This window comes from Pseudomonas sp. 05N431 (assembly GCF_056397005.1).
In genome coordinates this window covers 23,544-47,371 of record NZ_JBFTMN010000013.1, presented here as the reverse complement: position 1 = coordinate 47,371, position 23,828 = coordinate 23,544, and the positions used below count along the sequence as shown (strand labels likewise).

General features: G+C 59.2%; 24 protein-coding genes and 1 pseudogene. 12 read left to right on the top strand and 13 right to left on the bottom strand.

The window, feature by feature from the left end; all coding sequences use genetic code 11:
- Positions 1-85: 85 nt before the first annotated feature.
- The gene (locus AC1DIG_RS21220; RefSeq protein ID WP_477768870.1) at positions 86-499 is read right to left on the bottom strand and encodes a cupin domain-containing protein; all 414 of its coding nucleotides are present in this window, start codon (positions 497-499) and stop codon (positions 86-88) included.
- 82 nt (positions 500-581) lie between these two features.
- Positions 582-1,343 (bottom strand): SDR family oxidoreductase, encoded by a 762-nt coding sequence (locus AC1DIG_RS21215; protein WP_477768869.1) that lies wholly within the window; start codon positions 1,341-1,343, stop codon positions 582-584.
- Between the two features lie 258 nt (positions 1,344-1,601).
- Here AC1DIG_RS21215 and AC1DIG_RS21210 point away from each other — a divergent pair, with 258 nt between their 5' ends.
- Positions 1,602-3,200 carry a winged helix-turn-helix domain-containing tetratricopeptide repeat protein gene (locus AC1DIG_RS21210; protein WP_477768868.1) on the top strand — a complete coding sequence of 533 codons (1,599 nt, stop codon included), beginning with the start codon at positions 1,602-1,604 and terminating at the stop codon, positions 3,198-3,200.
- A gap of 467 nt (positions 3,201-3,667) precedes the next feature.
- Here AC1DIG_RS21210 and AC1DIG_RS21205 read toward each other — a convergent pair whose 3' ends face one another.
- Positions 3,668-4,651, bottom strand: coding sequence for a LysR family transcriptional regulator (locus tag AC1DIG_RS21205; protein WP_477768867.1), 984 nt, complete (start codon positions 4,649-4,651; stop codon positions 3,668-3,670).
- A 142-nt stretch (positions 4,652-4,793) separates the two neighbouring features.
- Here AC1DIG_RS21205 and AC1DIG_RS21200 point away from each other — a divergent pair, with 142 nt between their 5' ends.
- On the top strand, positions 4,794-6,251 hold the full coding sequence (locus tag AC1DIG_RS21200) for an MFS transporter (protein WP_477768866.1): 1,458 nt from the start codon (positions 4,794-4,796) through the stop codon (positions 6,249-6,251).
- Positions 6,252-6,435: 184 nt separating this feature from the next.
- Here the strand turns inward: AC1DIG_RS21200 and AC1DIG_RS21195 are convergent, their stop codons facing one another.
- Complete coding sequence (locus AC1DIG_RS21195) at positions 6,436-6,573, bottom strand: hypothetical protein (protein WP_477768865.1); 138 nt, start codon at positions 6,571-6,573, stop codon at positions 6,436-6,438.
- A 27-nt stretch (positions 6,574-6,600) separates the two neighbouring features.
- Between AC1DIG_RS21195 and AC1DIG_RS21190 the strand changes: the two genes are divergently transcribed.
- Both AC1DIG_RS21190 and AC1DIG_RS21185 read left to right on the top strand, forming a co-directional pair.
- Entirely contained in the window at positions 6,601-7,452 is an 852-nt protein-coding gene (locus AC1DIG_RS21190; protein ID WP_477768864.1) for a CAP domain-containing protein, read from the top strand.
- Between the two features lie 145 nt (positions 7,453-7,597).
- Positions 7,598-7,807 carry a DUF1059 domain-containing protein gene (locus AC1DIG_RS21185; RefSeq protein WP_477768957.1) on the top strand — a complete coding sequence of 70 codons (210 nt, stop codon included), beginning with the start codon at positions 7,598-7,600 and terminating at the stop codon, positions 7,805-7,807.
- A gap of 108 nt (positions 7,808-7,915) precedes the next feature.
- On the opposite strand, the gene AC1DIG_RS21180 is transcribed toward AC1DIG_RS21185, so the two are convergent.
- Complete coding sequence (locus AC1DIG_RS21180; protein ID WP_477768863.1) at positions 7,916-9,016, bottom strand: polyamine ABC transporter substrate-binding protein; 1,101 nt, start codon at positions 9,014-9,016, stop codon at positions 7,916-7,918.
- 111 nt (positions 9,017-9,127) lie between these two features.
- Positions 9,128-9,943 carry a carbon-nitrogen hydrolase family protein gene (locus AC1DIG_RS21175; protein WP_477768862.1) on the bottom strand — a complete coding sequence of 272 codons (816 nt, stop codon included), beginning with the start codon at positions 9,941-9,943 and terminating at the stop codon, positions 9,128-9,130.
- A gap of 231 nt (positions 9,944-10,174) precedes the next feature.
- On the opposite strand from AC1DIG_RS21175, the gene AC1DIG_RS21170 reads away from it, so the two are divergent.
- On the top strand, positions 10,175-10,855 hold the full coding sequence (locus AC1DIG_RS21170) for a glutathione S-transferase family protein (RefSeq protein ID WP_477768861.1): 681 nt from the start codon (positions 10,175-10,177) through the stop codon (positions 10,853-10,855).
- 557 nt (positions 10,856-11,412) lie between these two features.
- On the opposite strand, the gene mqo is transcribed toward AC1DIG_RS21170, so the two are convergent.
- Together mqo and AC1DIG_RS21160 are read right to left on the bottom strand one after the other, a co-directional pair.
- On the bottom strand, positions 11,413-13,062 hold the full coding sequence (mqo, locus tag AC1DIG_RS21165) for a malate dehydrogenase (quinone) (RefSeq protein ID WP_477768860.1): 1,650 nt from the start codon (positions 13,060-13,062) through the stop codon (positions 11,413-11,415).
- Positions 13,063-13,377: 315 nt separating this feature from the next.
- Positions 13,378-14,259, bottom strand: a complete 882-nt coding sequence (locus AC1DIG_RS21160; RefSeq protein ID WP_477768859.1) for a LysR family transcriptional regulator — start codon at positions 14,257-14,259, stop codon at positions 13,378-13,380.
- 112 nt (positions 14,260-14,371) lie between these two features.
- On the opposite strand from AC1DIG_RS21160, the gene AC1DIG_RS21155 reads away from it, so the two are divergent.
- Positions 14,372-15,391, top strand: a complete 1,020-nt coding sequence (locus AC1DIG_RS21155; protein ID WP_477768858.1) for an SDR family oxidoreductase — start codon at positions 14,372-14,374, stop codon at positions 15,389-15,391.
- 23 nt (positions 15,392-15,414) lie between these two features.
- On the opposite strand, the gene AC1DIG_RS21150 is transcribed toward AC1DIG_RS21155, so the two are convergent.
- Positions 15,415-16,944: a sensor domain-containing diguanylate cyclase gene (locus AC1DIG_RS21150; RefSeq protein ID WP_477768857.1), complete on the bottom strand. Its 1,530-nt coding sequence runs from the start codon at positions 16,942-16,944 to the stop codon at positions 15,415-15,417.
- A 232-nt stretch (positions 16,945-17,176) separates the two neighbouring features.
- Between AC1DIG_RS21150 and AC1DIG_RS21145 the strand changes: the two genes are divergently transcribed.
- Entirely contained in the window at positions 17,177-17,692 is a 516-nt protein-coding gene (locus AC1DIG_RS21145) for a GNAT family N-acetyltransferase (protein WP_477768956.1), read from the top strand.
- A 241-nt stretch (positions 17,693-17,933) separates the two neighbouring features.
- Positions 17,934-18,092 (top strand): zinc-binding dehydrogenase, encoded by a 159-nt coding sequence (locus tag AC1DIG_RS21140; RefSeq protein WP_477768856.1) that lies wholly within the window; start codon positions 17,934-17,936, stop codon positions 18,090-18,092.
- A 155-nt stretch (positions 18,093-18,247) separates the two neighbouring features.
- On the opposite strand, the gene AC1DIG_RS21135 is transcribed toward AC1DIG_RS21140, so the two are convergent.
- Together AC1DIG_RS21135 and AC1DIG_RS21130 are read right to left on the bottom strand one after the other, a co-directional pair.
- Positions 18,248-19,171, bottom strand: a complete 924-nt coding sequence (locus tag AC1DIG_RS21135; protein WP_477768855.1) for an NADP-dependent oxidoreductase — start codon at positions 19,169-19,171, stop codon at positions 18,248-18,250.
- A gap of 76 nt (positions 19,172-19,247) precedes the next feature.
- On the bottom strand, positions 19,248-19,688 hold the full coding sequence (locus tag AC1DIG_RS21130; RefSeq protein ID WP_477768854.1) for a DoxX family protein: 441 nt from the start codon (positions 19,686-19,688) through the stop codon (positions 19,248-19,250).
- Positions 19,689-19,810: 122 nt separating this feature from the next.
- Here AC1DIG_RS21130 and AC1DIG_RS21125 point away from each other — a divergent pair, with 122 nt between their 5' ends.
- Complete coding sequence (locus tag AC1DIG_RS21125) at positions 19,811-20,731, top strand: LysR family transcriptional regulator (protein ID WP_477768853.1); 921 nt, start codon at positions 19,811-19,813, stop codon at positions 20,729-20,731.
- Positions 20,732-20,751: 20 nt separating this feature from the next.
- On the opposite strand, the gene AC1DIG_RS21120 is transcribed toward AC1DIG_RS21125, so the two are convergent.
- Positions 20,752-21,066, bottom strand: coding sequence for a DUF3303 domain-containing protein (locus AC1DIG_RS21120; RefSeq protein ID WP_103315934.1), 315 nt, complete (start codon positions 21,064-21,066; stop codon positions 20,752-20,754).
- Positions 21,067-21,251: 185 nt separating this feature from the next.
- Here AC1DIG_RS21120 and AC1DIG_RS21115 point away from each other — a divergent pair, with 185 nt between their 5' ends.
- The 3 genes from AC1DIG_RS21115 (at position 21,252) to AC1DIG_RS21105 (ending at position 23,706) form a co-directional block, all read left to right on the top strand.
- On the top strand, positions 21,252-21,506 hold the full coding sequence (locus tag AC1DIG_RS21115) for a DUF2790 domain-containing protein (protein WP_054597996.1): 255 nt from the start codon (positions 21,252-21,254) through the stop codon (positions 21,504-21,506).
- A 143-nt stretch (positions 21,507-21,649) separates the two neighbouring features.
- On the top strand, positions 21,650-22,321 hold the full coding sequence (locus AC1DIG_RS21110) for a heavy metal response regulator transcription factor (protein WP_019689699.1): 672 nt from the start codon (positions 21,650-21,652) through the stop codon (positions 22,319-22,321).
- Positions 22,318-23,706, top strand: coding sequence for a heavy metal sensor histidine kinase (locus AC1DIG_RS21105; RefSeq protein ID WP_477768852.1), 1,389 nt, complete (start codon positions 22,318-22,320; stop codon positions 23,704-23,706). Before AC1DIG_RS21110 ends, AC1DIG_RS21105 begins: the two co-directional genes overlap by 4 nt.
- On the opposite strand, the pseudogene AC1DIG_RS21100 reads toward AC1DIG_RS21105, so the two are convergent.
- A pseudogene (locus AC1DIG_RS21100) lies at positions 23,704-23,817 on the bottom strand (VOC family protein); the annotation flags it as partial. The gene AC1DIG_RS21105 and the pseudogene AC1DIG_RS21100 overlap by 3 nt on opposite strands.
- Between the last annotated feature and the right edge of the window lie 11 nt (positions 23,818-23,828).

Genomic DNA, 23,828 nt, shown 5'->3' with positions numbered 1-23,828 from the left:
CTGTTCAATGCCATGCACTACAGCAGCCCAGGGCGGCAGCGGCTGGCCGCCCGGCTGTCGAGCATTTATGAGCGCGTTGATCGGCTCACTTTTTGATAGGTGTGACGAGTGTCTTTTCGTTGGTGTCGAGGACGAACACGGCCAACAGGCGTGCAGGTTCGGTGTCGCTGGCGTTGGCGCTGACTTCGTGCACGGACCCCGGCTCCTCTACGAAGTTTTCGCCGACGTGGTAGATCTTTTCCGGCTGGCCTTTGACTTTGATACGAAACGCGCCCTCCAGGACCGTTGCATAGATGAAGGCCGTTTTCGGATGGGTGTGGGACGGCGACGCGGCGCCCGGCCCATACTCGACAACCACACCCTTCATGCTCTTGCCAGGGATGTTGGGAATGGGGCGGTCAAACACGACTGTCACCTTGGCGGCGGGCGGCTCAGCGGCCGACGCTGCGCTGATCGACAGTGCTGCGAAAGCCGCGGCTAAGAGAAATCGGGCAACCATGGCAATACTCCTTCGTGTGCAGGGGTTATGACGGCGCGCCCCACTACCGGGGCGGCGCCTTCCTGAGTTATCCCTGGAGGCCTCAGCGGCCCGCTTCGGCCGTTGACTGGCTGAGCCAGTCTTCGAAACGGATCGCGCCCAGGCGCGGGTTCTTGCCGGGGGTCAGCGATCGATCGTCAAGCACGGCGCCGTAGTAGCGTGCGTGTACGTCCGGTACGACCTGGCGAGTATCCTGAGTGGCCCGCAGAAAACGCCTGATCAACTCGTCGAGTGGCATGGCCTCGGGCCCCGCGACTTCGACCGTGCCATTGACCGGCGCTGCAAGCACGACGTCGGTCAGTGCCGCCACCACGTCGTCGGACGCCATCGGCTGGATCAGCGCCGGCGAAACGCAAAGTTCTTCGCCGACGGTAAACGATTGGGCAATGCCGCCGACAAATTCGAAGAACTGCGTGGCACGCAAAATTGAGTAAGGAATACCGGATGCCTTGATGAGGTTTTCCTGCGCGACCTTGGCCCGGAAATAGCCGTTATCGGGAAGCCGTTCGCTCCCGACAATCGACAGGGCAACGTGATGGCGAACCCCGGCAGCCGCTTCGGCGGCCAGCAGGTTACGGCTCGACGTTTCGAAAAACTCGAGGACGGCCTGGTCCTCCCACGACGGCGCGTTCGCCACGTCGACGACGATGTCGGTACCATCCATCGCTTGGGCCAGGCCCTCGCGGGTGATGCTGTTTACGCCCGTGCTGGGGCTTGCAGCGAGCACGTCATGGCCGCGCTCGCGGAGGTTCTTCACAAGTTTCGATCCGATGAGGCCGGTGCCTCCGATGACGACGATCTTCATGGGCTTTCTCCACGTATCGACTGCAACCATTGCGTCGGTGTAAGGGGAGATTGCCTGCGCGCGTGAACTTAGTCCTTGTGCCTACTATGGTTTTCCCTCCACGAATGCTTGGTTTTACGTCCAAAGACGCCGCTGTCCGCCGCCGTCTCTGCCACGGACGGTGCAGCGGGTTTAGCGCTGCCGTATCATCAAATCAAATACTAATCGCCAGTCGCCCGGGACACGGAGTTGAGGGCGCTTCGCCAGGGGAACCACACTTTGCCATTCGTGTTTGAAGACTACGTGCTCGATGAGGAGCGCCGGGAACTCACCTTGCGCGGGCAAACCGTGGCCGTCGGACCGCAGGTTTTCGATCTGTTGCTGCTGTTCGTCAACAACCCCGATCGTGTCGTCAGCAAAGACGACCTGCTCAAGGCAGTGTGGAGCGGCCGGATCGTCTCGGAATCGACGATCACCAGTCACATCAATGCGGTGCGCAAGGCCATCGGTGATACGGGTGAGGAACAGCGCCTGGTGCGCACCGTCGCCCGCAAGGGCTACCGCTTTGTCGGCCAGGTCAAGGTCGGCGGGATCGGCGGAGCGCAACAGCCGGACCAGCCTGCCATCGACGAACACGCGCACACAGACCCGAAGGAAACGCCCTCCTCCTCGCTCGTCCTCCCGGACAAACCCTCGATTACCGTCTTGCCCTTCCAGAACTTGAGCGGCGATCCGGAGCAGGAATATTTCGCTGACGGCGTCGTCGAAGACATCATCGCTGCCCTGTCGCGTATCCGCTGGCTGTTCGTCATCGCGCGCAATTCGAGCTTCACCTACAAGGGCCGGACGATAGACGCCACGGGCATCAGCCAGGAGCTAGGCGTTCGCTACGTGCTGGAAGGCAGCGTGCGCAAGTGCGGGAACAAGGTACGCATCACCGGGCAGCTCATCGACGCGACGAGCGGGACGCATATCTGGGCGGAGCGCTTCGAAGGCACGCTCAACGACATCTTCGAGCTGCAGGATCAAATTGCCGAAAGCGTCGTCGGAGCCATCGCACCGCAGCTCGAACGGGCAGAAATCGAACGGGCCAAACGCAAACCGACGGAAAGCCTGGACGCCTACGACTACTACCTGCGCGGAATGGCAAAACTGCACAACGGCACCCGGGAAGCCCTCGACCAGGCGCTGCCGTTGTTCTACAAGGCCATCGAGCTCGATCCGGAATTTGCATCGGCCTATGGCATGGCAGCCTGGTGTCACTTCTGGCGCAAGCTGAATGGCTGGATGACCGATCGTACGCAAGAGATCGCTGAGGGTGTACGGCTCGCGCGTTTGGCGGTGACGCTTGGCCGGGATGATGCAGTCGCGTTGACGCGAGGCGGACATGCATTAAGCCACCTCACCGGCGATGTTGACGGCGGCATTGCATTGCTCGACAGGGCACGTCTGCTCAACCCCAACCTCGCCCCTGCCTGGTACCTGGGCGGTATCCTGCGCACGCTGCGCGGTGAAACAGACGCCGCCATCGAACAGCTTACCCATGCCGTTCGCTTGAGTCCGCTGGATCCGGAAATGTTCAGGATGCAGGTCGGAATGGCGCTCGCGCATTTCTTTGCCGGGCGCTTCGATCTCACGACGGACTGGGCGGAAAAGGCGCTGGGCAACCTGCCCAGTTTCCTGCCCCCGGTGGCCTTGGTGGCGGCCAGTCATGCCCTCAGCGGACGAATGGATAAAGCACAGGTGGCGATGCAGCGTCTTCGCGAGCTGGATTCCTCTTTGCGCCTCTCCACCCTGAAAGACTGGCTGCCCATCCAACGGCGCGAGGATTTCGCGCGCCTCGTCGATGGACTTCGGTTGGCCGGGTTGCCCGAGTGACCGTGGAACGGTTCCAATATCCCGGATAGATTATTTGCCGGTACCAACCTTCGTAACGTTTCGTCCGGGAGGTTGCCTGCAAAACTCCAAGGGCTGACCGTTCCATCCGCCCAGCCATCAGCGATGCACATGGGCCGAAGGCGCCAAAAATCTCCGGCTGGCGATAGCATTTTTCCATCCTGCCGCTCTCTTCCTTGAAGGCAATCGGTCTAAAAAAGCCCGGCCAGCGCTTTGGACTTTTTGCTATCCTGAAACTGTAGGTGAAGACGCAGACTGATGCGCAAGAGGATAGCAAGGAAACGTGGGGCGCGTTCCGAAGGGTACACGGTTAGAAAGATCTCCGCGCTGAGATCCAGCCCTTATGCCGTGTGAAGCAGATGAGCAAATCAGAGTGTTTCAATGCGATTCTGTGAGAGGCCTGATAAACCTTGTAAGCCGGGGACCAGCGCCGGCCACCTACTCGATTTTCAAAGCCCGCCTTGTGCGGGCTTTTTCGTATCTGCTGGTGTAAGACACGCCCCCTCTTCAACCGCGCTCACGTCCAAAGCCCGCTCATTGCTCGGCTGCGCGCACACCTCCCGAAGGCACCCGCGCAACCAGCGATGCGCCAGGTCGGCATCCAGCCGTGGATGCCAGAGCATTGAGACGGTGAACGTCGGCAGGCTGAGTGGAAGCGCAAAGCTGTGCATGCCGGCGCGCAGGCTTTCGGTGTGCCGCTGCGGAACGCTGGCGATCAGGTCGCTGGCCCGGGCGAGCGCCAGTGCGGTTGAAAATCCGCCGACGATGGTCACCACTTCCCGTGCAAGCTCCAGCGACTTCAGGGCTTCATCGATAGGCCCCTTGTCGAGCCCCCGCCGGGAAACGTAAATGTGCCTGCCCGCCACGTAACGGGCGGGCGTGATCTCGCCCTGGCTCAGCGGATGCCCCTTTCGTACAACGCCAATGAAACGGTCCCTGAACAGTGCCTGCGTACGCACCTCGGGGCCTTCACTTTTTCCCACCACACCCGTTTCCAGATCGACGCTCCCGTCGCGAAGTGGCGTGCTGTCTTTATCGGGCTTCTGTACGAACCGCAGCCGCACGCCGGGGGCTTGCTCGCCGACGCGTGCAATCAGCTGCGCGCCGAAACTCTCCACAAAACCTTCACTGGTGCGCAGCGTGAAGGTGCGGACCAGCTGTTGGAGATTGAGCATTTCGGCCGGGCGCAGAACCGCCTCGGCGTCCTGCACCAGCTGACTGACCTGCTCGCGCAGTTCGAGCGCTCTCGGGGTGGGTACAAGACCGCGCCCGGCCCTGACCAACAGCGGATCGCCGGTTGTTTCACGCAGTCGCGCCAGTGCCCGGCTCATCGCCGACGGGCTCAGCCGCAAGCGCTTCGCGGCGCGTGCCACGCTGCCTTCAGCGAGCAGCACATCAAGGGTGACCAGCAAGTTGAGATCAGGTGTCGACATGGATCGCCCCTTGGAACGGCGTGAGGATGATAAGGCGCTAGACGCACGAATTAAGTGCAAACGGTGCGTCTTCCGCCATGTTATGCGCCGGCGTAGATTTCTGACAGCTCCGTTTCGGAAGTCGCCAAACAAAGGGAACATGATGAAGCCAATCAGTGCAGAACGAGATGAAGCCGTCGCCGGCAGCGCGCCACGAGTACCCTCGGTTCGCTGGGCGCTCGCCAGCCTTTCGTTATCCATGTTGCTGTCCTCGCTCGGCACCAGCATCGCCAATGTCGGCTTGCCGACGTTGGCACAGGTGTTCAACGCCTCCTTCCAGGAAGTCCAGTGGATCGTTCTCGCTTACCTCCTCGCCATCACCACCCTGATCGTCAGCGTCGGACGTTTCGGTGACATCACCGGGCGTCGACGGCTGCTACTGGCCGGCATTTTCCTGTTCACGCTGGCCTCGGCCCTGTGCAGCGTCGCGCCCACGCTCTGGCTGCTGATTGCCGCCCGGGCGCTGCAAGGCCTCGGCGCGGCCATCATGATGGCCCTGACCATGGCCTTTGTCGGCGAGACGGTTTCGAAGGAAAAAACCGGTAGGGCCATGGGCTTGCTCGGGACGATGTCCGCGATCGGCACCGCGCTGGGGCCGTCGCTCGGCGGCGTGCTGATCGCCGGCCTCGGCTGGCAGGCGATCTTTCTGATTAGCGTACCGTTGGGAGTCCTGACGTTTCTGCTCGCCCATCGTTACCTGCCCGCCGATCGCCAAGCGCCGAAGCCTGAGCGCGCCGGCTTCGACCCTTTGGGTACGTTGCTGCTGGCCCTGACGCTTGCGGCGTATGCGCTGGCCATGACGATTGGGCGCGGCAGTTTCGGTCCACTCAATGTGGCCCTGCTGCTGGCGGCAGCCTTCGGCGTCGGCCTCTTCGTGCTCGTCGAAGCGCGAGTTGCCTCGCCGTTGATCCGATTGGCGATGTTCCGCGATCCGGTGCTGAGCGGGAGCCTCGCCATGAGCGCGCTCGTCTCTACGGTGATGATGGCGACGCTGGTGGTCGGGCCGTTTTATCTCTCGCATGCCCTCGGGCTTGACGCCGCGTTTGTCGGGCTTGCCTTGTCGGTCGGGCCGGTTTTCGCGGCGCTGACCGGGGTGCCCGCCGGTCGCCTTACGGACCGTTTTGGCGCCCAGCGCATGACCGTCTTCGGGCTCATCGCAGTGGCGAGCGGTTGCCTCATGCTCTCGCTGATACCGGAGACACTCGGTATCTTCGGCTACATCGCCCCGATGGTCGTCATCACCATTGGCTACGCGCTGTTCCAGACGGCCAACAACACCGCAGTCATGAGCGATATTCTCCCGGACCAGCGCGGGGTTATCTCCGGCATGCTCAACCTGTCGCGCAACCTCGGGCTGATCACTGGTGCATCTGCATTGGGTGCGGTGTTCGTGCTCGCATCGGCAACAAACGACATCACCACGGCGCGTCCCGAGGCCGTTGCCAGCGCTATGCGGATCACGTTCGCCGTCGCCCTGGCGCTGATCGCCGCTGCGCTCGTCATTACGCAGGGAAGCCACGTTCTGGCAACGCGCTCTTCTCTCCCCGCCGACGTCTCGTGACGTGACAAAAAACTGCACATCTTTACGCTCCCCCCGTAGCAGCTGCCGAGCCCGCGAGGCTGCGTTCGGCCGCGCAGCGGTCGTAAAATCCGACAACGCGTTCCTTCAAGCAAGCCACGTACACAGGATTGGCGAGGACTTCGTCCTCGAACGCAGCCTCGCGGGCTCGGCAGCTGCTACGGAGTTAGTCGATGGTCAGGAGGTAGTCGGTGGTCAGGAGGTAGTCGGTGGTCATGAGGTAGTCCGTGGTCATGACGCGGAAAACAAAATCGGCTTCAGCCGAAAAAGGCATTGCGCTGGGTGGGGCTAATTCGCGCATCATGAGCGCAGTCAGCTCAAGGAGAGTTTCATGCGCGTCCTGTCATCCGTTATGCGTCTGGCCACGTTGTCGCTGGGGCTGGTGTTCGCCGCCACTGCCGTGGCAACCGAAGAGTCGCAGCTGGTCGAGTCGATCAACACCTACCGCAGCCAGGTGCAGCGCTGCGCCAGCCTGGTGTCTCAGGAGTTGCCACCACTGGCGGCCGATCCGCGCCTGATCCTGCCCGGCAGCAATATCGGCGACCTGCAGCAGGCGCTGGCGCGTACGGCTTATCCGATGGTCAGCGTACAGGCGATCACCTTGTCCGGCCCGCGAGATGCGCCATCGGCCATGAAGGCCGTACGGGAGAGCTTCTGCCAGGTCGTGCTGGACCCGCAATTCGTCGATATCGGCGTGAGCCACGAAGGAACCATGTGGCGCATCGTGCTCGCGCGCCCGCTGTTGGTCGGTCGCCTGGGCGACTGGCAGGCCGAGGGACAGAAGCTGCTCGAGATGATCAACAGCGCCCGCAAGCAAACACGCCAGTGCGGCGCCCAGTCCTTTGCCGCCACCCAGCCGCTGGCCTGGAACGCCACGCTGGCGACGGCCGCCCAGACGCACACCCAGGCCATGGCCAATCACAACTTCTTCGACCACAAGGACCGCGATGGCCGCACACCCGGTGATCGGGCTGAACTGGCAGGCTACGCCGGCCAGCAGATCGGTGAAAACATTGCCGCCGGGCAAGACACGGTGCGCAAGGTGGTCGATGGCTGGCTAGCCAGCCCTGGTCACTGCGCCAACCTGATGAACCCGCAGTTCCGCGAGTTGGGCGCGGCGTATGCGGTTGATCCGAAGAGTGATGCGGGGATTTACTGGACGGCGATGTTCGGTACGCCGTAAGGGTCTTTGGCGGCCCTGCGATGGACCTATACTGTGTGGATTACCACACTCGATGCGACACGCAATCGTGTTCGATGGGCTGCGTGACGTGTCGAGCGGTCCGTTCACGCAGGCGCAGGCCTGCCTTCGTATGAAGGAGAACATCATGTCGCGTAAATACATCGATTGCCGTGAATTCCCAAGCGAAACCAAGTGTTCTGTCGCATTGTCCGCCGATTCTGAAAAAGAGTTGCTGGAAGCCGCCGCACAGCATGCGGTCAGTGTTCACAAGCACGTCGATTCGCCAGAGCTGCGCGCACAACTGAAGACCATGTTTCACGATGGCACACCGCCGCTAGAAGCCCGACGCGCTTGATGCAGAAGGTTTGGCGGGGGATTCAGAATCGTCTGCGGGGCTCATATTGATGAGCCCCGCAGTTTTAACGTGTCTATCGAAGCCTGTCGCCCGCCCCGATCAATCCACTCAACTGCCGGTTTTGACTTTGCTCCAGACCCGGGTGCGTACGCGCTCCATCTTCAGCGGCAACGGCTCAAGCGGGAACAGGGTGGCCATGGTTTCCTTGGAGGGGTACACCCCGGGGTTGTCGCGAACTTTCTGCTCGACCAGTGTGGTGGCGTCCTTGTTGGCGTTGGGGTAGCCCAGGTAGTTGGAGGTTTCTGCAATGACGTCAGGGCGCAGCATGTAGTTGATGAAGCTCAGGCCCTGTTGCGGGTGTGGCGCGTCGTTGAGCAACACCATGTTTTCCACCCATACCGGCGCGCCCTCACGCGGAATGCTGTAGACCAGATTACGCACGTTACCGGCCTTCGCCGATGCCAACTGAGCGTCGTATACGCCTCCCGACCAGCCGAGCACGACACAGACATTGCCGTTGGCCAGGTCGGAAATGAATTTGGAGGAGTCGAAGTAACGGATATACGGACGGACCTTCAGCAACAGTGCTTCGGCCTTGCGGTAATCCTCGGGGTTCTGGCTGTTGTAGGGCAGCCCGAGGTAGTGCAGCGCAATCGGAATGATTTCGTTGGGCGCATCCAGCATCGCCACACCACATTGACTCAACTTGGCGACGTTTTCTTCCTTGAAGATCAGGTCCCAGGAATTGACGGGGGCATCCGTTCCCAATAGCGACTTGACCTTGTCCACGTCATACCCCACGCCCGTGGTGCCCCACAAATAGGGCGCTGCGTAGCGGTTGCCGGGATCATTGCGTTGCACCTTGGCAAGGATCTCCGGGTCCAGGTGCGGCAGGTTCGGCAACTGGCTGCGGTCCAGTTCCTTGAGCACACCCGACTTGATCAGGTTGGGCAGCAGATCGCTGCTGGCGACCACAACGTCATAGCCGCTGCGCCCGGCCATGAGTTTGCTCTGCATCACATCGCTGTTATCGAACACGTCGTAGACCGTTGCGACGCCGGTTTCCTGCTGGAAATGCTTGGTCGCATCCGGCGCAATGTAGTCATACCAGTTATAGATCGAGACGTTCGGTTCAGCGGCTTCAGCGCAGGTCATACCCAGGCTGAGCAAAGAGGCTACAACCAGTTGCAAGCTACACAGAGGTTTCATCGGGAGACTCCAAAGCGATCGCGCGATCATCGGTCGATGAGCGCGGCGTCTGCTGTTATTTGATTGTTATGGCAGCACCAAAATCGACTTAAGGTTCAAGCATTGCCGTTGTCAGGGAATCAGCAACTGACGCCGGCCATCGGCATGCGCACTCTGCTCACCAACGAGTTGCAAGCGACGATCCTTGAGGTAGTCATACTCCTTGCGAGCCACTTGCAGCAGTTCGAGATCCAGCTCGATCACCTGCCGGCATTCTTCGCGTCCGGCTTCGAACAACAGACGCCCCATCGGGTCGACCACCGCGCTCGCACCGGCAAACGTCAACCCTTCATCCCCTGGACCGCAGCGGTTGACCATGACCGCAAAGGCCTGGTTTTCCTGGGCCCGGGCCATGATCGCAGTGCGATGTACGGGACCGTAGGGGTCCATGTTGCCGTTGGTGACCAAGATCAGCTCCACGCCCAACTGACCCAAGGCTCGCGCCGTTTCCGGCAGTTCGATGTCGTAGCAGATCAACAGCCCCACCCGCACGCCTTTCCACAGCGCCGTGGCAAAGCGATCCCCAGGCTGGAACAGGCCGCGTTCCGATGGCCACAAGTGCGTCTTGCGATAACTCAATGCCACGCCGTGCGGTGTCAGCAGCAGCGAGGTGTTGAAGAAGTGCTCGCCATCGCGCTCGGCCAACCCCACCACCACCGCTACATCGCGCTCGCGCACCGCACGCAGAACCGCCTGCACGGCAGGCCCGTCAACGGGCTCGGCCACGCGGTGCAGTTGCTCGGCGCTGGCAAACCCCATCAGCTGAGTTTCAGGGAATACCAGTAAATCGGTATCGGGCGCGCACGTCTCGATGGCCTCCAGGGTTCGCTTGAGGTTATACGCCGTGTCGCCATCGCGACCGGCCAGCTGTACCAGTTCAATCTTCATGCGTTTTCCTTCGAGGTAATAGCGGACGCTACGCCGCCAGACTCAACAGCCCATACACAGGCTGGAACGGAGTATGAAGTGCGCATGACAGCAGCGTAATGACGTCGATGGGGTAACCCGAGAGGGGTAGAAAGGGGTATCGGAGGCCATCTGTCGTGGCGGCTGGCGATCCCCTTCGAGCCGTCATTTCAGCGTCTATGATGAGGGGCAACACCACTGAGGAGTTGAACGATGTCGCTGACTCTTTACTACCATCCGCTGTCGTCGTACTGCCACAAAGTGCTGATCGCGCTTTACGAAAACGCTACCGAATTCGAAAAGCGGATCATCGACCTGACAGACGATGCAGACCGCGCGGAGCTTCAATCCCTCTGGCCACTGATCAAGTTCCCGGTTATCAGCGACCACCTGCGCCAGCGCGCTCTGCCGGAGACCACGATCATCATCGAGTACCTGGATCACTACTATCCGGGTGAGCTACCGTTGATTCCGAACGATTGGGAGGCCGCGCTGGAGGTGCGTCTGTGGGACCGCTTTTTCGACAATTATGTGCATGAGCCGATGCAACAGATTGTCGGTGACCGCCTGCACAACGCCAACGCTGATTTGAGCAAACAACGGTCCACGCTGGAAACGGCCTACGCCATGCTCGACCATCGGATGGCGTCGCGAATCTGGGTGGCCGGCCAGGACTTCAGCCTGGCCGATTGCGCCGCAACCCCGGCGCTTTTCTATGCCAGCACGCTCGTGCCGTTCCCGAGCGAATTCAAGCACTTGAGTGCTTATTTCGACCGGTTGACGCGCAGACCGTCCATCCAGCGAGTCATCGACGAAGCCCGGCCGTACTTTTCGCTCTACCCGTTTGCGGACGCCATTCCCAAGCGGTTTCGCCAGGCGCCGGACATCACTTGACGACCCGGTACAAGCCCCGACGACACACGACTAACGGTACTTGAGCACACGTCCCCACCTTCCTAGGATAATTTTACGCAACTGTTAAATGCTCCAGCAGTTGCGTAGGTGGTGAGTGATCTGAACCCCTACCAAGCTCACCACTTGCTTCACGTGCATCTTGAGCCTCTGGGCTCTACTTCCTCCCCATCAAAGAGCTTTGAGGCTCTTTTTTTGTCTGAAAAAACCCAGAAGCCATTACGCGATTTGTAGCAGCTGGCGAAGCCTGCGTTCGGCTGCGCAGCAGTCGTAAATCCAGCGTTCGCGGTTAACCTGAAAAAACATGGTGTCTGATTTTACGGCCGCTACGCAGCCGAACGCAGGCTTCGCCAGCTGCTACAAGGAATGTGCCGAGTGTGAAATCCATTCATTTGCCGGCATCGGGGCAAGTCCTCCTCAAGTACTGATGGCGCGAACAAACGCCAGAAACGATAAAGCCCGGCACAAGTCCGGGCTTTATCGTTTCTGATCGGTCCAGCGCGCAAGCCCCGCCACACAGTGCGTGGCGGGGCCTCGTCTTACAGGGCCATATCAGTCGCTGGATTGCTTTCTTTCTGTGGTTGCGCTGGAGCTGGAGCGGTTGTTTGAGCAGCCGCTGCCGTGCCAATCACAGGCGGTGTGGCAAGTTGCAGAATTTGACTGGTGTACGTCCATTCCTGGTAAACACGCTCAGGACTGTCGTTCAGCTTGGTGCCGTAACTCGGAATGATCTGGTGCAGCTTTTCCTGCCAGGCCGGGGTCGCGACCTTGTCCTTGAAGACCTTCTCAAGCACGCCCAGCATGATCGGAGCCGCGGTGGACGCGCCTGGCGATGCGCCCAGCAGACCGGCAATGCTGCCGTCCTGGGAGCTGACGATCTCGGTGCCCAGTTTCAGGATGCCGCCCTTCTCTTCATCACGCTTGATGATCTGAACGCGCTGACCGGCTTGCCACAGGCGCCAGTCTTCCTTCTTGGCGTTCGGGAAGTATTCCTTCAGGGCATTCATGCGGTCGTCGTCCGACAGCATCAGTTGGCCGGCCAGGTATTCAACCAGTGGGTACTGCTCGATGCCCACCTTGGTCATTGGCCAGAAGTTGTGCGTGGTCGTGCTGGTCAGCAGGTCGAAGTAAGAGCCTTCTTTCAGGAACTTCGTGGAGAAGGTCGCGAATGGGCCAAACAGGATCACGCGCTTGCCATCGAGCACGCGGGTATCCAGGTGCGGAACCGACATCGGCGGTGCGCCAACCGACGCCTTGCCGTAGGCCTTCGCCATGTGCTGTTCAGCGATAGCCGGGTTATCGGTCACCAGGAACGAGCCGCCGACCGGGAAGCCTGCATACTCTTGTGCTTCAGGGATGCCCGACTTCTGCAGCAGATGCAGTGCACCGCCGCCCGCGCCGATGAACACAAATTTGGCGTCAGTCTGGGTTTCGGAACCGTCTTTCAGGTTCTTGTAGGAAACGCGCCAGCTGCCATCTTCATTGCGCTTGATGTCTTCCACTTCGCTCGAAAGCTTCAGCGAGAAGTTCGGCTTGGTTTGCAGATAGCCGACGAACTGGCGGGTAATCTCGCCGAAGTTCACGTCGGTACCAATCGGAGTCCAGGTTGCTGCGACCTTTTGATTCGGGTCACGGCCTTCCATCATCAGCGGAACCCATTTCTTGATCTGCTCCGGGTCTTCCGAGTACTGCATGCCGGCAAACAGCGGGCTCGCTTGCAGGGCTTCGTAGCGCTTCTTCAAGAACTGGATGTTGTCATCGCCCCACACAAAGCTCATGTGCGGAGTGGAGTTGATGAACGAATGGGGATTCTTCAATACGCCATTCTTGACCTGCCAGGCCCAGAATTGACGCGTGATCTGGAAGCCTTCATTGATTTCAACGGCCTTGGGGATCTCGACCTTGCCATTCTTGTCTTCTGGCGTGTAGTTCAACTCAGCCAAGGCAGAGTGACCGGTCCCGGCGTTGTTCCAGCCGTTCGAACTTTCCTCGGCGACGCCATCGAGACGTTCAACCATCTCCATCGACATGCCAGGCTCGAGTTCATTGAGATAAACGCCCAAGGTCGAACTCATGATGCCGCCGCCAATGAGGAGCACATCGACTTTCTTTGTTTCAGCTGCGTGCAAAGGCATGAGGACCATCGACATGGCCAGGCCGAGTAGCCCCGTGTTCACTTTTTTTAACATTCAGTAATACCTAGGATAGAACGCCATCCACTCACCACTCTTGATCATGAGCTGCCCGGGCTCACCGCATGCAATGCCGCATGCCGTCGAACCCCGCTCTCAGAAAGACTGATGGGTGGACATATAAGACCGACAGACACTATCGGTCTCACGTTTAGGCCCCTCCCGCGCTGACTTTTTATTAGTCATTGGCTTCAGCTACTTGGGTGACACTAATTCTGTTTTTAAAATATCGGACGCAGAAATGAACAGACATGCGTCCAGAGCGCGACATTCTACCTCAGTGTGCCGAATCGACGAAGACGCAAAAATTTCTCATTCTTCAACGGCTGCGGCACAAAGGGCCTCGCGCAGCACCTGTTCCAAAATGACAAAAAAGCCTTTGATGTGGGCCTGTTTCAACGCTTGAGGCCGAGTCACCAGATAGACCTCCATATCCGGCAGCTGAATATCCGGAAACACCGCGATCAGGTCCTTTGCCAAAATACGCGGCAGTACTGCAACACCCATCCCTCGCCTTACCGCTTCGATCTGTGCCGCGAACGAATTCACTCGGATCTGCGCACGCTCCAGGCCCGCAGCCTTTGCCGCACGCATTTGCGGCAACATGTCCAATGGAGGGAGCAAGGCAATATTCGCCGCAGTGGCCGGAGCCGCCGCTGGAAACCGTTTCAGATAGGCCGCATCGGCGAAGACTCCATAAGCGAGCTTGCCCATGGATCGATAAACCAGCGACGGCTCGCCCAAATGGGCCGTGCGGATAGCGATATCCGCCACGCCGCGGACGATCTTGTGAAAGTCGGCGGTGACCAGCAATTCCACCGAGCAGCGCGGATGCACAGACGTAAAGCGATGCGAGGCCTCCAGCACACAGGACGAAAATCCTTCACCGACGCTGACCAGGACACTGCCGCAAAGCTCCGTCGGCAATTGTGATGCGCCGACAGCGGCCTGACGCCTCAAGCCCTCCTCCGCGGCCAGGGCAACTTCAACAAGGGATTGGCCCCGCGAGGTCAGCCAGCAGCCTTCAACGCCACGCTCGACGAGTGGCTCGCCGAGTGAACCCTCAAGCTGAGTGATCCTTCGGGACACCGTAGACGCCGCGATGCCCAGCAATTGGCCGGCCTGAAGAAAGCTGCCACGTCGCGAGACTGCCAACAACAGACGCAGATCGTCCCAATTCGCTTCTGAACTCATGTACATGCCCGTTGCTTTGCAAATGTGCAAAACCATTATGCAGCAGTCGCTGTTTTTCGGGAATGGCGGCAAGGGTATATCTACCCGCTTTAGTCAATGTAAGGGATGACACATGCGCAGTACATTCGTCACCGGCGCAACCGGTTTGCTGGGCAACAACCTTGTGCGTGAACTGGTCGCCGATGGCTATGAGGTCAAAGCCCTGGTCCGTTCCAGAGCCAAAGGTGAACAACAGTTCAAAAACCTGCCAGGCGTGAGACTGGTCGTGGGTGACATGGCCGATGTCGATGCCTTCGCCGCGTCAATGCAAGGCTGCGATACGGTGTTTCACACCGCGGCGTTCTTTCGCGACAACTACAAGGGCGGCAGCCACTGGGAGGAACTCGAAAAGATCAACGTGACGGGCACGCAGCGCCTGCTTGAGCACGCCTACGACGCCGGTGTCCGCCGTTTCATCCATACCTCTTCGATTGCCGTGCTCGACGGCGCTCCTGGCACATCAATCGATGAGACGTACCTGCGCGACGAAGCCGATGCGGATGACTACTATCGCAGCAAGATCCTCGCGGACCGTGTCGTGTTGTCGTTCCTGGAAGACCACCCCGACCTGCATGCCTGCATGGTGCTGCCTGGCTGGATGTGGGGTCCTGCCGATAGTGGGCCGACTTCCTCGGGACAGTTACTCAACGACGTCGTGCGCAATAAGCTGCCCGGCCTGGTTCCCGGCAGCTTCTCTGTCGTCGATGCCCGCGATGTTGCATTGGCGCAGATCACCGCTGCAACGTGCGGGCGACGTGGCGAACGTTATCTGGCGGCGGGCCGGCATATGACGATGGGAGAGTTGGTGCCCTTGCTGGGCCGGATCGCGGGTGTCAAGACACCGCGACGGCAAATGCCGCTGTCGCTGCTTTACGCCTTGGCTTTCGCGCAAGAGCTCTACGCACGCCTGACCGGCAAGCCGATTCTGCTGAGCATGGCGACCGTGCGCCTGATGGTGCGCGAAGCCGGGCGCACGCACTTCAACCCGCACAAGAGCGAACAAGAATTGGGGCTGCGGTTTCGCCCCGTCGAACAGACCCTTACCGATACGCTGGCCTGGTACCGCGATCATGGCTGGTTTGAAAAGCGCTAGCACTGCACCCGCGCCATCGCGGATTACGCAGATTCACCTTGCACGCCAACGGCGGCGACACTCAGGCGATTTCTGCCCTGCGACTTTGCCAAATACAGTGCGCGGTCGGCCAGATCGATCAGGGCCTTTTCATCATGCTCGCTATCGTAGGTGCTAAAAGTCGCCAGCCCCAGGCTGGCGGTCACGCTACCGAAAGGGCTCGACAGGTGTTCAATTCGCGCCTGAGCAATGCCGAGGAGAATCGCTTCGGCAACCGTGTGGGCGCCCGCCTCGTCCGTATTGGGCATCACCACAGCGATCTCTTCACCGCCGTAGCGGGCGGCCATGTCACCTGGACGGCGTACACACTGCTTGATCGACTGACTGATGATCCGCAGGCATTCGTCTCCGGCAAGATGCCCATAGTGATCGTTGTAACGTTTGAAAAAATCCACATCGATCAGGATCAGCGACAGAGGACTTCGCAGGCGCTTGGCGCGCTTGAATTCGATGTCCAGAAACTGATCGAAATGCCGACGGTTGGCAAGACCGGTCAACTTGTCCTCGCTGGCAAGAATCTCCAGCGTCTGGTTAAGCTCGATCAGTGTGGCCTGAGTCGTCAGCAGTGCTGTCTCAGCCCGAATACGATGACTGATGTGGGCAATCAATCTGCGCCCCAGCGCAACCAGGAGTCCCAACAACACCATAACCACGGCAACCGATTGCCGGGTCTGGCTCCACCACGCTTGCATGGCCTCGTCCTGGCCTACCGCTACCGTCGTTACGAAGGGATATTGATCACTTCTGGTGAACGCATAGATTCGATGGATGCCATCGACTTTTGAAGCAAAATCCACAGTGCCTGACGACATCTTGCTCAGGTACTCGGAAAATATCGGCGCACGAGACAGATCACGCCCGATGTCCTGCTCCTGAAAGGGATACCTCACCAGAAGACGCCCGTCGGATGAGGTCAGGCTGATCGCGCCGAACTGCCCCACTTGAATGGTCCGATAGAGCTTGAGGAAGTGTTCGAGACTCAAGGTAGCGGCAATCACCCCGGCGAAACTTCCATCCGGATGATCAATTCGTCGACTGATCGAAATCACCCAGACGCCGGTGGCACGACTGAGAATCGCCGGACCGATGAAGATGCCGCGGTCCGGATTGTCACGGTGATGCTTGAAGAACGCTCGATCAGCGTGGTTGCTGTTGGGTGAGACAGGCTTGTTGGTCGAGAATATCCAGTATCCCTGAGCGTCATACAGCGCCACGCTGTTCAATTGCTTCAGTGCACCCATCTCCTGAGCGACCAGCACTTTCAGGCGTTCGAGCTGCTGCGGGCCGGTCCCGTCTTTTTCGATCCTTTCTGTCAACCCCAGCAGTACCACTTCGCTTTGCTTGAACGTGCCCTCGGTGTACGTGTTGAGCGCATTGGTCAAGTTCAACGTGTCGGTTTCAATATCAATCAGGGTGTTCTCACGGGAGGTCCAGATTTGCCAGGCAGTCAGCACCACCACGGATACACACACCAGGGAGGTCAGCAAAGTGGCAAGTCGAAGGTCGCGTTTCAAGTGAGTACCCGGGCGGTAGAGCGCACATTGATCAAAAACCCGCGCAGTATAAACGCCTTCGAACGGTACTAACGCCTGAAATGAAAGCTATTGGCCATCTTTCTTCCATGCCAGAGCCTGCTTCCAACGTAGCCAGTAAAACCGCATCCCTTTACGATCAGACGACCACACGCAAGGAGCTGCCCAAATGGATTGCCCGATTCGAAACGCAACAAGCGAGGACGCCGCAGCCATAAGCCACGTTGTTATTCGTACCCTGCAAAGTACTGATGCTGAAGCATTGCTGGCATTTGAACTGGACAATCGCGAATGGTTTGAGCGCCACATTGACGCGCGCGATTCGGCTTTTTACTCGGTGCAGGGCGTCACCGACCACATCGCGGCTTATTTATCCGGTTTTGCCACCGGAACCTGGCACCCATTTGTCATCGAAGATCCTGACGGAAAAATAGTGGGTCGAGCGAACCTGAAAGACATCGACATAGCCGAGCGATCGGCAGAGGTCGGCTATCGGATTGCTCAAAGCGCTTGCGGGCAGGGACTGGCAACGCTGGCGGTAAGGCATCTGATCCAGGAGGCGCAGCTGCATTGGAGCCTTAAACAACTGGTTGCCAACGTATACGCTGGCAATATTGGCTCGGCGAAAGTACTCAAGCGGTGTGGTTTCCTGATCGAACATGCCTCTCGACAAGAAGGGGCTCGGCAAGAAGTGACAGAGCACGAGTATCGGTTTGGCCTGTCGATTTAGATCAGTGAATGATTGGCCAACACCTGTAAAAACGGGCGCCTTCTGGGCTAATGCAAGTCAGCCAAGAGACCGCGGGGGCAACACATGACCCGTAGCAGCTGGCGTAGCCTGCGTTCGGCTGCGAAGCAGTCGTGAATCCTGCCGCCTCGGTCGATCTGGAGGACCGCATGACGTGATTTTAAGACTGCTTCGCAGCCGAACGCAGGCTTCGCCAGCTGCGAATTGCGTACTGGCTTAACTCATGCAGCAGGTCTGGCCGCACATCGAAAGCGGCAAGATCAAGCCGGTTATCTACAAGACCTTTGCGCTTACCGACGCTCGCAGCGCTCACGAGCTGATCGATTCCGGCACACACTTTGGAAAAATCGTCCTGACGACAGGCGCCGATCTCATTGGCTGAAAAATGTGGGAGCGAGCTTGCTCGCGATAGCGGTGTGACAGTAAACGCTGATGCCTAATGTAATACCGCTATCGCGAGCAAGCTCGCTCCCACACTGGTTTTGCTTCGTTTTACAGAATGTGTTGCCTTAGCTGCGGTGTTTTATTGCCTGACTCTTACTGGCCAAGATCAAGCACGATCTTGCCACGCGTATGCCCGGCCATACTTTTTTCGACGGCCTGCTTCACCTGCGAGATCGGAAACACTTCGACCTCTACGGAGAGTTGGCCTGCATCGAACATTTCGGCGATGGTCGTGAGTTGCCTGCCATCTGCCCGAGTGGCGAAGTTTTTTGCAGAAACGCCGTGCGCCTTCGCCAACTCCGCGTCCGGCGCGCTGACCGGCGACACCAGGACCCCGCCCTGCTTCAATACCTTCCAGGAACGTCGCTGGGTTTCGCCACCAATCAGGTCAAGCACGATGTCCACATCCGTCACCACCTCCTCGAAGGCCTGGCTACGGTAGTCGATCACCTGATTCGCACCGATTGTTTTCAGATAGTCATGGTTGCCGATCGACGCGGTGGCAATCACCGTGGCGCCGGCATGCCTGGCCATTTGCACGGCCATGCTGCCGACTCCGCCGGCGGCACCCTGAATCAGCACTCGCTGACCCGCCTTGATGCCCGCGTGCTCATGCAACGCTTGCCAGGCTGTCAGTGCTGCCACTGCCACACCACTGGCCTGCAGGGCGGAAAGACTGCGCGGCTTCAGCGCCAGGCGATCTGCCGGGACGACGGCCTTTGTGGCATAGCCACCGACAAGGCCGATAAAACCAAACACCTTGTCGCCGACTGTAAAACCGCTCACGCCCTTGCCGATTGCGGAAATCGTTCCTGCCACTTCGGCGCCCGGCGTGTAGGGCAACGGCAACGGGATGAAGGCCTTCATGGCGCCCGAAAGAAGCTTCCAATCGATCGGGTTGACCGCTGCACCCTCCACATCGATCAGCACCTCACCCTCGCCCGCAAGCGGGTCGGCAAGGTCTTCCAGGCGCAACACATCCGGGTTGCCGTATTCATTCACACGTATGGCTTTCATGGTGAATCCTCGGAGTATTTCGAAAGATGAAACCAGAGAGGCGCCGCACGCGTTCATCCACTGCGGCGCTATTGGCTCAGCGACGACGGGCGTCAAGGCTGAAGCGACCGGCGCCAAACGCGACGACCTGCAACAGGCCGCCCGCCATGGCGATGTTCTTGAAGAAGTGGATGAACTGGTTCTGGTCGCCCAGGCTGTTATGGAATGCCAGCGCGGTGATCACGCTGAACAGCGCAAGCACCAGTGCCACTGTACGGGTGCGGTAGCCGGCGATCAGCGCAATACCGCCACCGATCTCGATGATGATGGCCAACGCCAGAGCGAGTTGCGGGAATGGCAAGCCAACCGAACCGATGTAGCCGATCATCATCGCCGGGGCGCTCAGTTTGGAGATGCCCGAGAGGATGAAGATGGCGCTGAGAAACACACGGCCGACTAACGCCGCCGTGGCGCTGGTAGCGACAGCGCTGGACAGTTCATGGGTATCTTTGGAGGTAGTAGCAGCAGATTGGGACATGGTCGTTCTTCCATCAAGTTGGGCGCATCCACCATTGGAGCACCGCGTTGAAGAAAGTCTGCCACCCACTCTACAATCGTAATAGCCGACTAATTTCGACGATTACGTTCGAGTAAATAGAAATGATCTCAGACCCAGGCACTCCTACCCTCGATCAACTGCGTGTGTTCCTGACGGTTGTCGAGGTCGGCAGTTTTGCGGCCGCCGCACGAAAGCTGCACCGTGCCACTTCAGTCATCAGCTATTCGATCGCCAATCTTGAGATGCAACTCGGCGTGGAGCTGTTTGACCGCCATACGACACGTAAACCCCAGCTCACCGACGCCGGCCGCACCGTGCTGGCCGAAGCCAGAACCATCGCCAATGGCATTCATGGGTTACGCGCCAAAGTAAAAGGCCTGCTTCAGGGGCTCGAAGCTGAAGTTCATGTGGTACTGGATGTGATGCTTCCCGCTGAGCGCGTGGTGGACGCACTCAAATCATTTCGAGAGGAATTTCCTACGGTTGCACTCCACTTGCATATGGAGGCGCTCGGCGCAGTCACTCAACTGGTGATCAACGGCGGCGCGTCCGTCGGCGTCAGTGGCCCGATGAATGAGGGGATTGATGGTATCGAAAGAATTGCGGTCGGCAGTGTTGAGCTGATTCCGGTGGCAGCGCCCAATCATCCACTGGCTTCAAGCGAGTTGAATATTCCAGGTGCTGGACGTGAGTTCATCCAGCTTGTGCTGTCCGACCGTTCACTCCTGACAAAAGACAAGGACTTCGCAGTCCTCAGTACCCGCACGTGGAGGCTGGCCGATCTGGGGGCTAAACACATGTTGCTGCGTGAAGGCATTGGCTGGGGGAACATGCCGATCACGATGGTCCGGGAAGATCYGGATGCGGGCCGACTCGTCCAGCTGAAAATGCCGGAATACAAAAGCGGGATGTATACCTTCGACGCCATCTATCGCACGGACCTGCCGCCAGGACCCGCCGCAAGATGGTTGATTGATCGGTTCGTTCAACAAAGCTCAGCGGACGATGCGCCCGCTCTTTGATAGCACCGGGATAATCTGCATCACTGGGGTTTCAGGCCATCGCGCCAGGCGATTGCTTCAAGTTCGACCCGGACCGCGTCCTCGACGGCAACCACAGGGCGCGCCTGGAATTCAAACGCAGGAAACGTCGAGCACACCTTGTGAACCGCCAGCGGATCGTCGCAGTCCACCAACATGTGTCCACCCCACTCGCCCACGCGCACGACAAACACCTCGATCTTGAAATTGTCCGGGGCTTTCCATTGACCGAACACCTCCAGGATCCGCTTCTGCGCACTCTCGTACTCTGCAGGCGAACCTTGTGGCCGTTCGAACCAACTGATCATGTACTTCATCGCCATCCTCCTCTGGAGAGGTAAGGATAGTTCTCGATGCAACTTCTCGCTTCAATCGCCTCAAGTAACCCACCCTTGCATTACAACTTTGTAATGGCCCTGTTCGTCGGCTGTTGGAGTTGCCTTGTTACCGTGAACTCACTGCCAAACAACAGGCAGCCCACTTCAGACAAGGAGATACTGCCATGAAACTGTTAACGCTCGGACTCGCCACCCTCCTCGCCACCGGCTCAGCCTTCGCCGGTACCAGCGACACCTCGGCGGTGATCCACGACAGGACCGGTTTCTTCGTCCACCTGGACGTTGCGAAAGTCCTGTCCATGACTGAAATTCCGGACCAATGTGACGTCACTCCAGCCCGTCTCGATTACCTGGATCATCAGGGTCAGGAACATGTGCTGGACTATTCGGTTCAAGGACGTTGCACCAACGGAAACTGATGGAATGCGGTATACACATGACTGTCCGGGAGCAGGCAATACGCAACAAAACCTGATGATTGGGCTAAAATTGCGCGACCTGCTCTCGGCGTTCAGGTCCGTTTTTTTGGGTTGAAGGCCGACACCGAACCAAGGTCATTCTCATGAACATCCTTGTCGTGGAAGACGAGCCCAAGGCGGGCAATTACTTACTCAATGGTCTGCAGGAGCAGGGATACTCCGTCAGCCTGGCCCGCGATGGCGTCGAGGGTTTATACCTGGCCCTGGAAACGCCTTTCGACGTCATCGTGCTGGATGTGATGATGCCGAAAATGGACGGCTGGGAAGTTCTGCGCCGCCTACGCAAGGAAGCCGACACGCCGGTACTGTTCCTGACCGCGCGCGATGACATCGCCGACCGAATCAAAGGCCTGGAGCTGGGGGCCGACGACTACCTGATCAAACCCTTTTCTTTCGCCGAGCTGGTCGCACGCCTGCGCACCCTGACCCGTCGGGGTCCGACCCGGGAAGAAGAGCAACTGCAGATCGCCGACCTGCAAATTGATGTCATCAAACGCCGCGTCACCCGCGCCGGCGTGCGAGTGACGCTGACAAACAAAGAGTTTGCCTTGTTGCACCTGTTCGCCACGCATCAGGATCAGGTGCTGTCGCGTTCACTGATCGCCTCCCGGGTCTGGGACATGAACTTCGACAGCGACACCAACGTGGTCGACGTGGCCGTGCGACGCCTGCGCCTGAAAATCGACGACCCTTTCCAGCTGAAGCTGATCCACAGTGTGCGGGGCATTGGCTACCGCTTCGATACGCAACCATGAACCGTCGCCATTACTCCCTCACCCTGCGCCTGGCCGTGGTGTTCGCCTTGCTGGCTTTCGCCCTGCTGGCCACCACCGGCGTCGCCCTGTACCGCGATCTTGAGCGCGAACTGATCCGGCGCGACGAGTCCACGCTGGTCTACCGCATCGATCAACTGCGTAATTTTCTCAATGGCAGCAATACGCTGGATCTGATCAAGACCAAACCTGTGCTGTTTCAGAACATGCTGGGCAATCGCGAGTACATCCTCACGATTGGTGTTCCGGGGGAAGCCCCGTTACTGCAGGTCAATCCCCGTCATATCGATATTCCCGACCTCACGCCCGTGGCCATGGAGCAATCCCTGTCACTGACCGATGTACAGCATCTGCCCGCAGTGAACGGAACCCCCTTCGCAGCCATCTCCGCGAGTATCGACTCGGGCACGCTGAAACTGACCGTTGGCTGCCTGATGACCGAACGAACCGCCGTACTCGCCAGCTATCGTCTCAGCGTTTACATCCTCGCCAGCCTCGCGGCGATTGTCCTGGCGCTGGCGGGATATGCCCTGGTTCACCGCGGGTTGTTGCCCGTCAGACGCCTGGCGCAGCAAGCCCACGGTATCGGCATTGGCAACCTGACAGAGCGACTCGACAGCGAAGGCGCCCCGAAAGAGTTGCTGCCGATGATCGACTCGTTCAACACCATGCTTGAGCGACTCTCCAAGGGTTTTGCGCAACTGAGCCAGGTCTCGACCGACATGGCCCACGAACTGCGCACGCCCATCAACAACTTGCTGGGTGAAACCCAGGTCGCCATGCAGCAGAACCGCAGCGTGGAACATTACCAGCAGTTGCTCGCCTCCAACGTCGAAGAACTCGAACGCCTGGCACGCATGCTCGACAACATCCTGTTCCTCGCGCGTACGGATCCCGGAAGCGCTCGTGATCAGCGCCAGGAGCTGGGCGCCGCCGACGAGCTGGAACGCGTAGCCGATTACTTTGAAGGCCTGGCCGCAGACGTCGATATGACCATCCGCGCGGAGGGCGACGGCCTTATCTGGGCCGAGCCCATGCTGCTACGCCGCGCCTTGGCAAACCTGTGCGCCAATGCGATCAAATATGGCGCCCCGCATTCCGAACTGTTGATCCAGGCAACACCGTCCCAGGACGGCATCAATCTGCGCGTGCGCAACTACGGAACCACCATCCCGGCGGAACACCTTCCAAGATTATTCGAGCGTTTCTACCGTGTTGATCCATCACGCGAGCGCTCGGCCCAGTCCAATGGCCTTGGGCTTTCGATCGTCGCCACGATCATGCAGCTGCACAGTGGCCGCTACAGCGTCACCAGCGAGAATGGCGTGACCTGTTTCGATCTGTTTTTCCCGATACGGGAACAGTAAGGGATTTGCGTTTTCGTCTTCTGGCTGAACACCGGCGGCTATCAATTCGTCATAGGCCTTCTCGATGTCCGGCGTCGAGTAGCAGTGGCGGTAAATCATCCCCTCGCCCGAGAACAGGACCG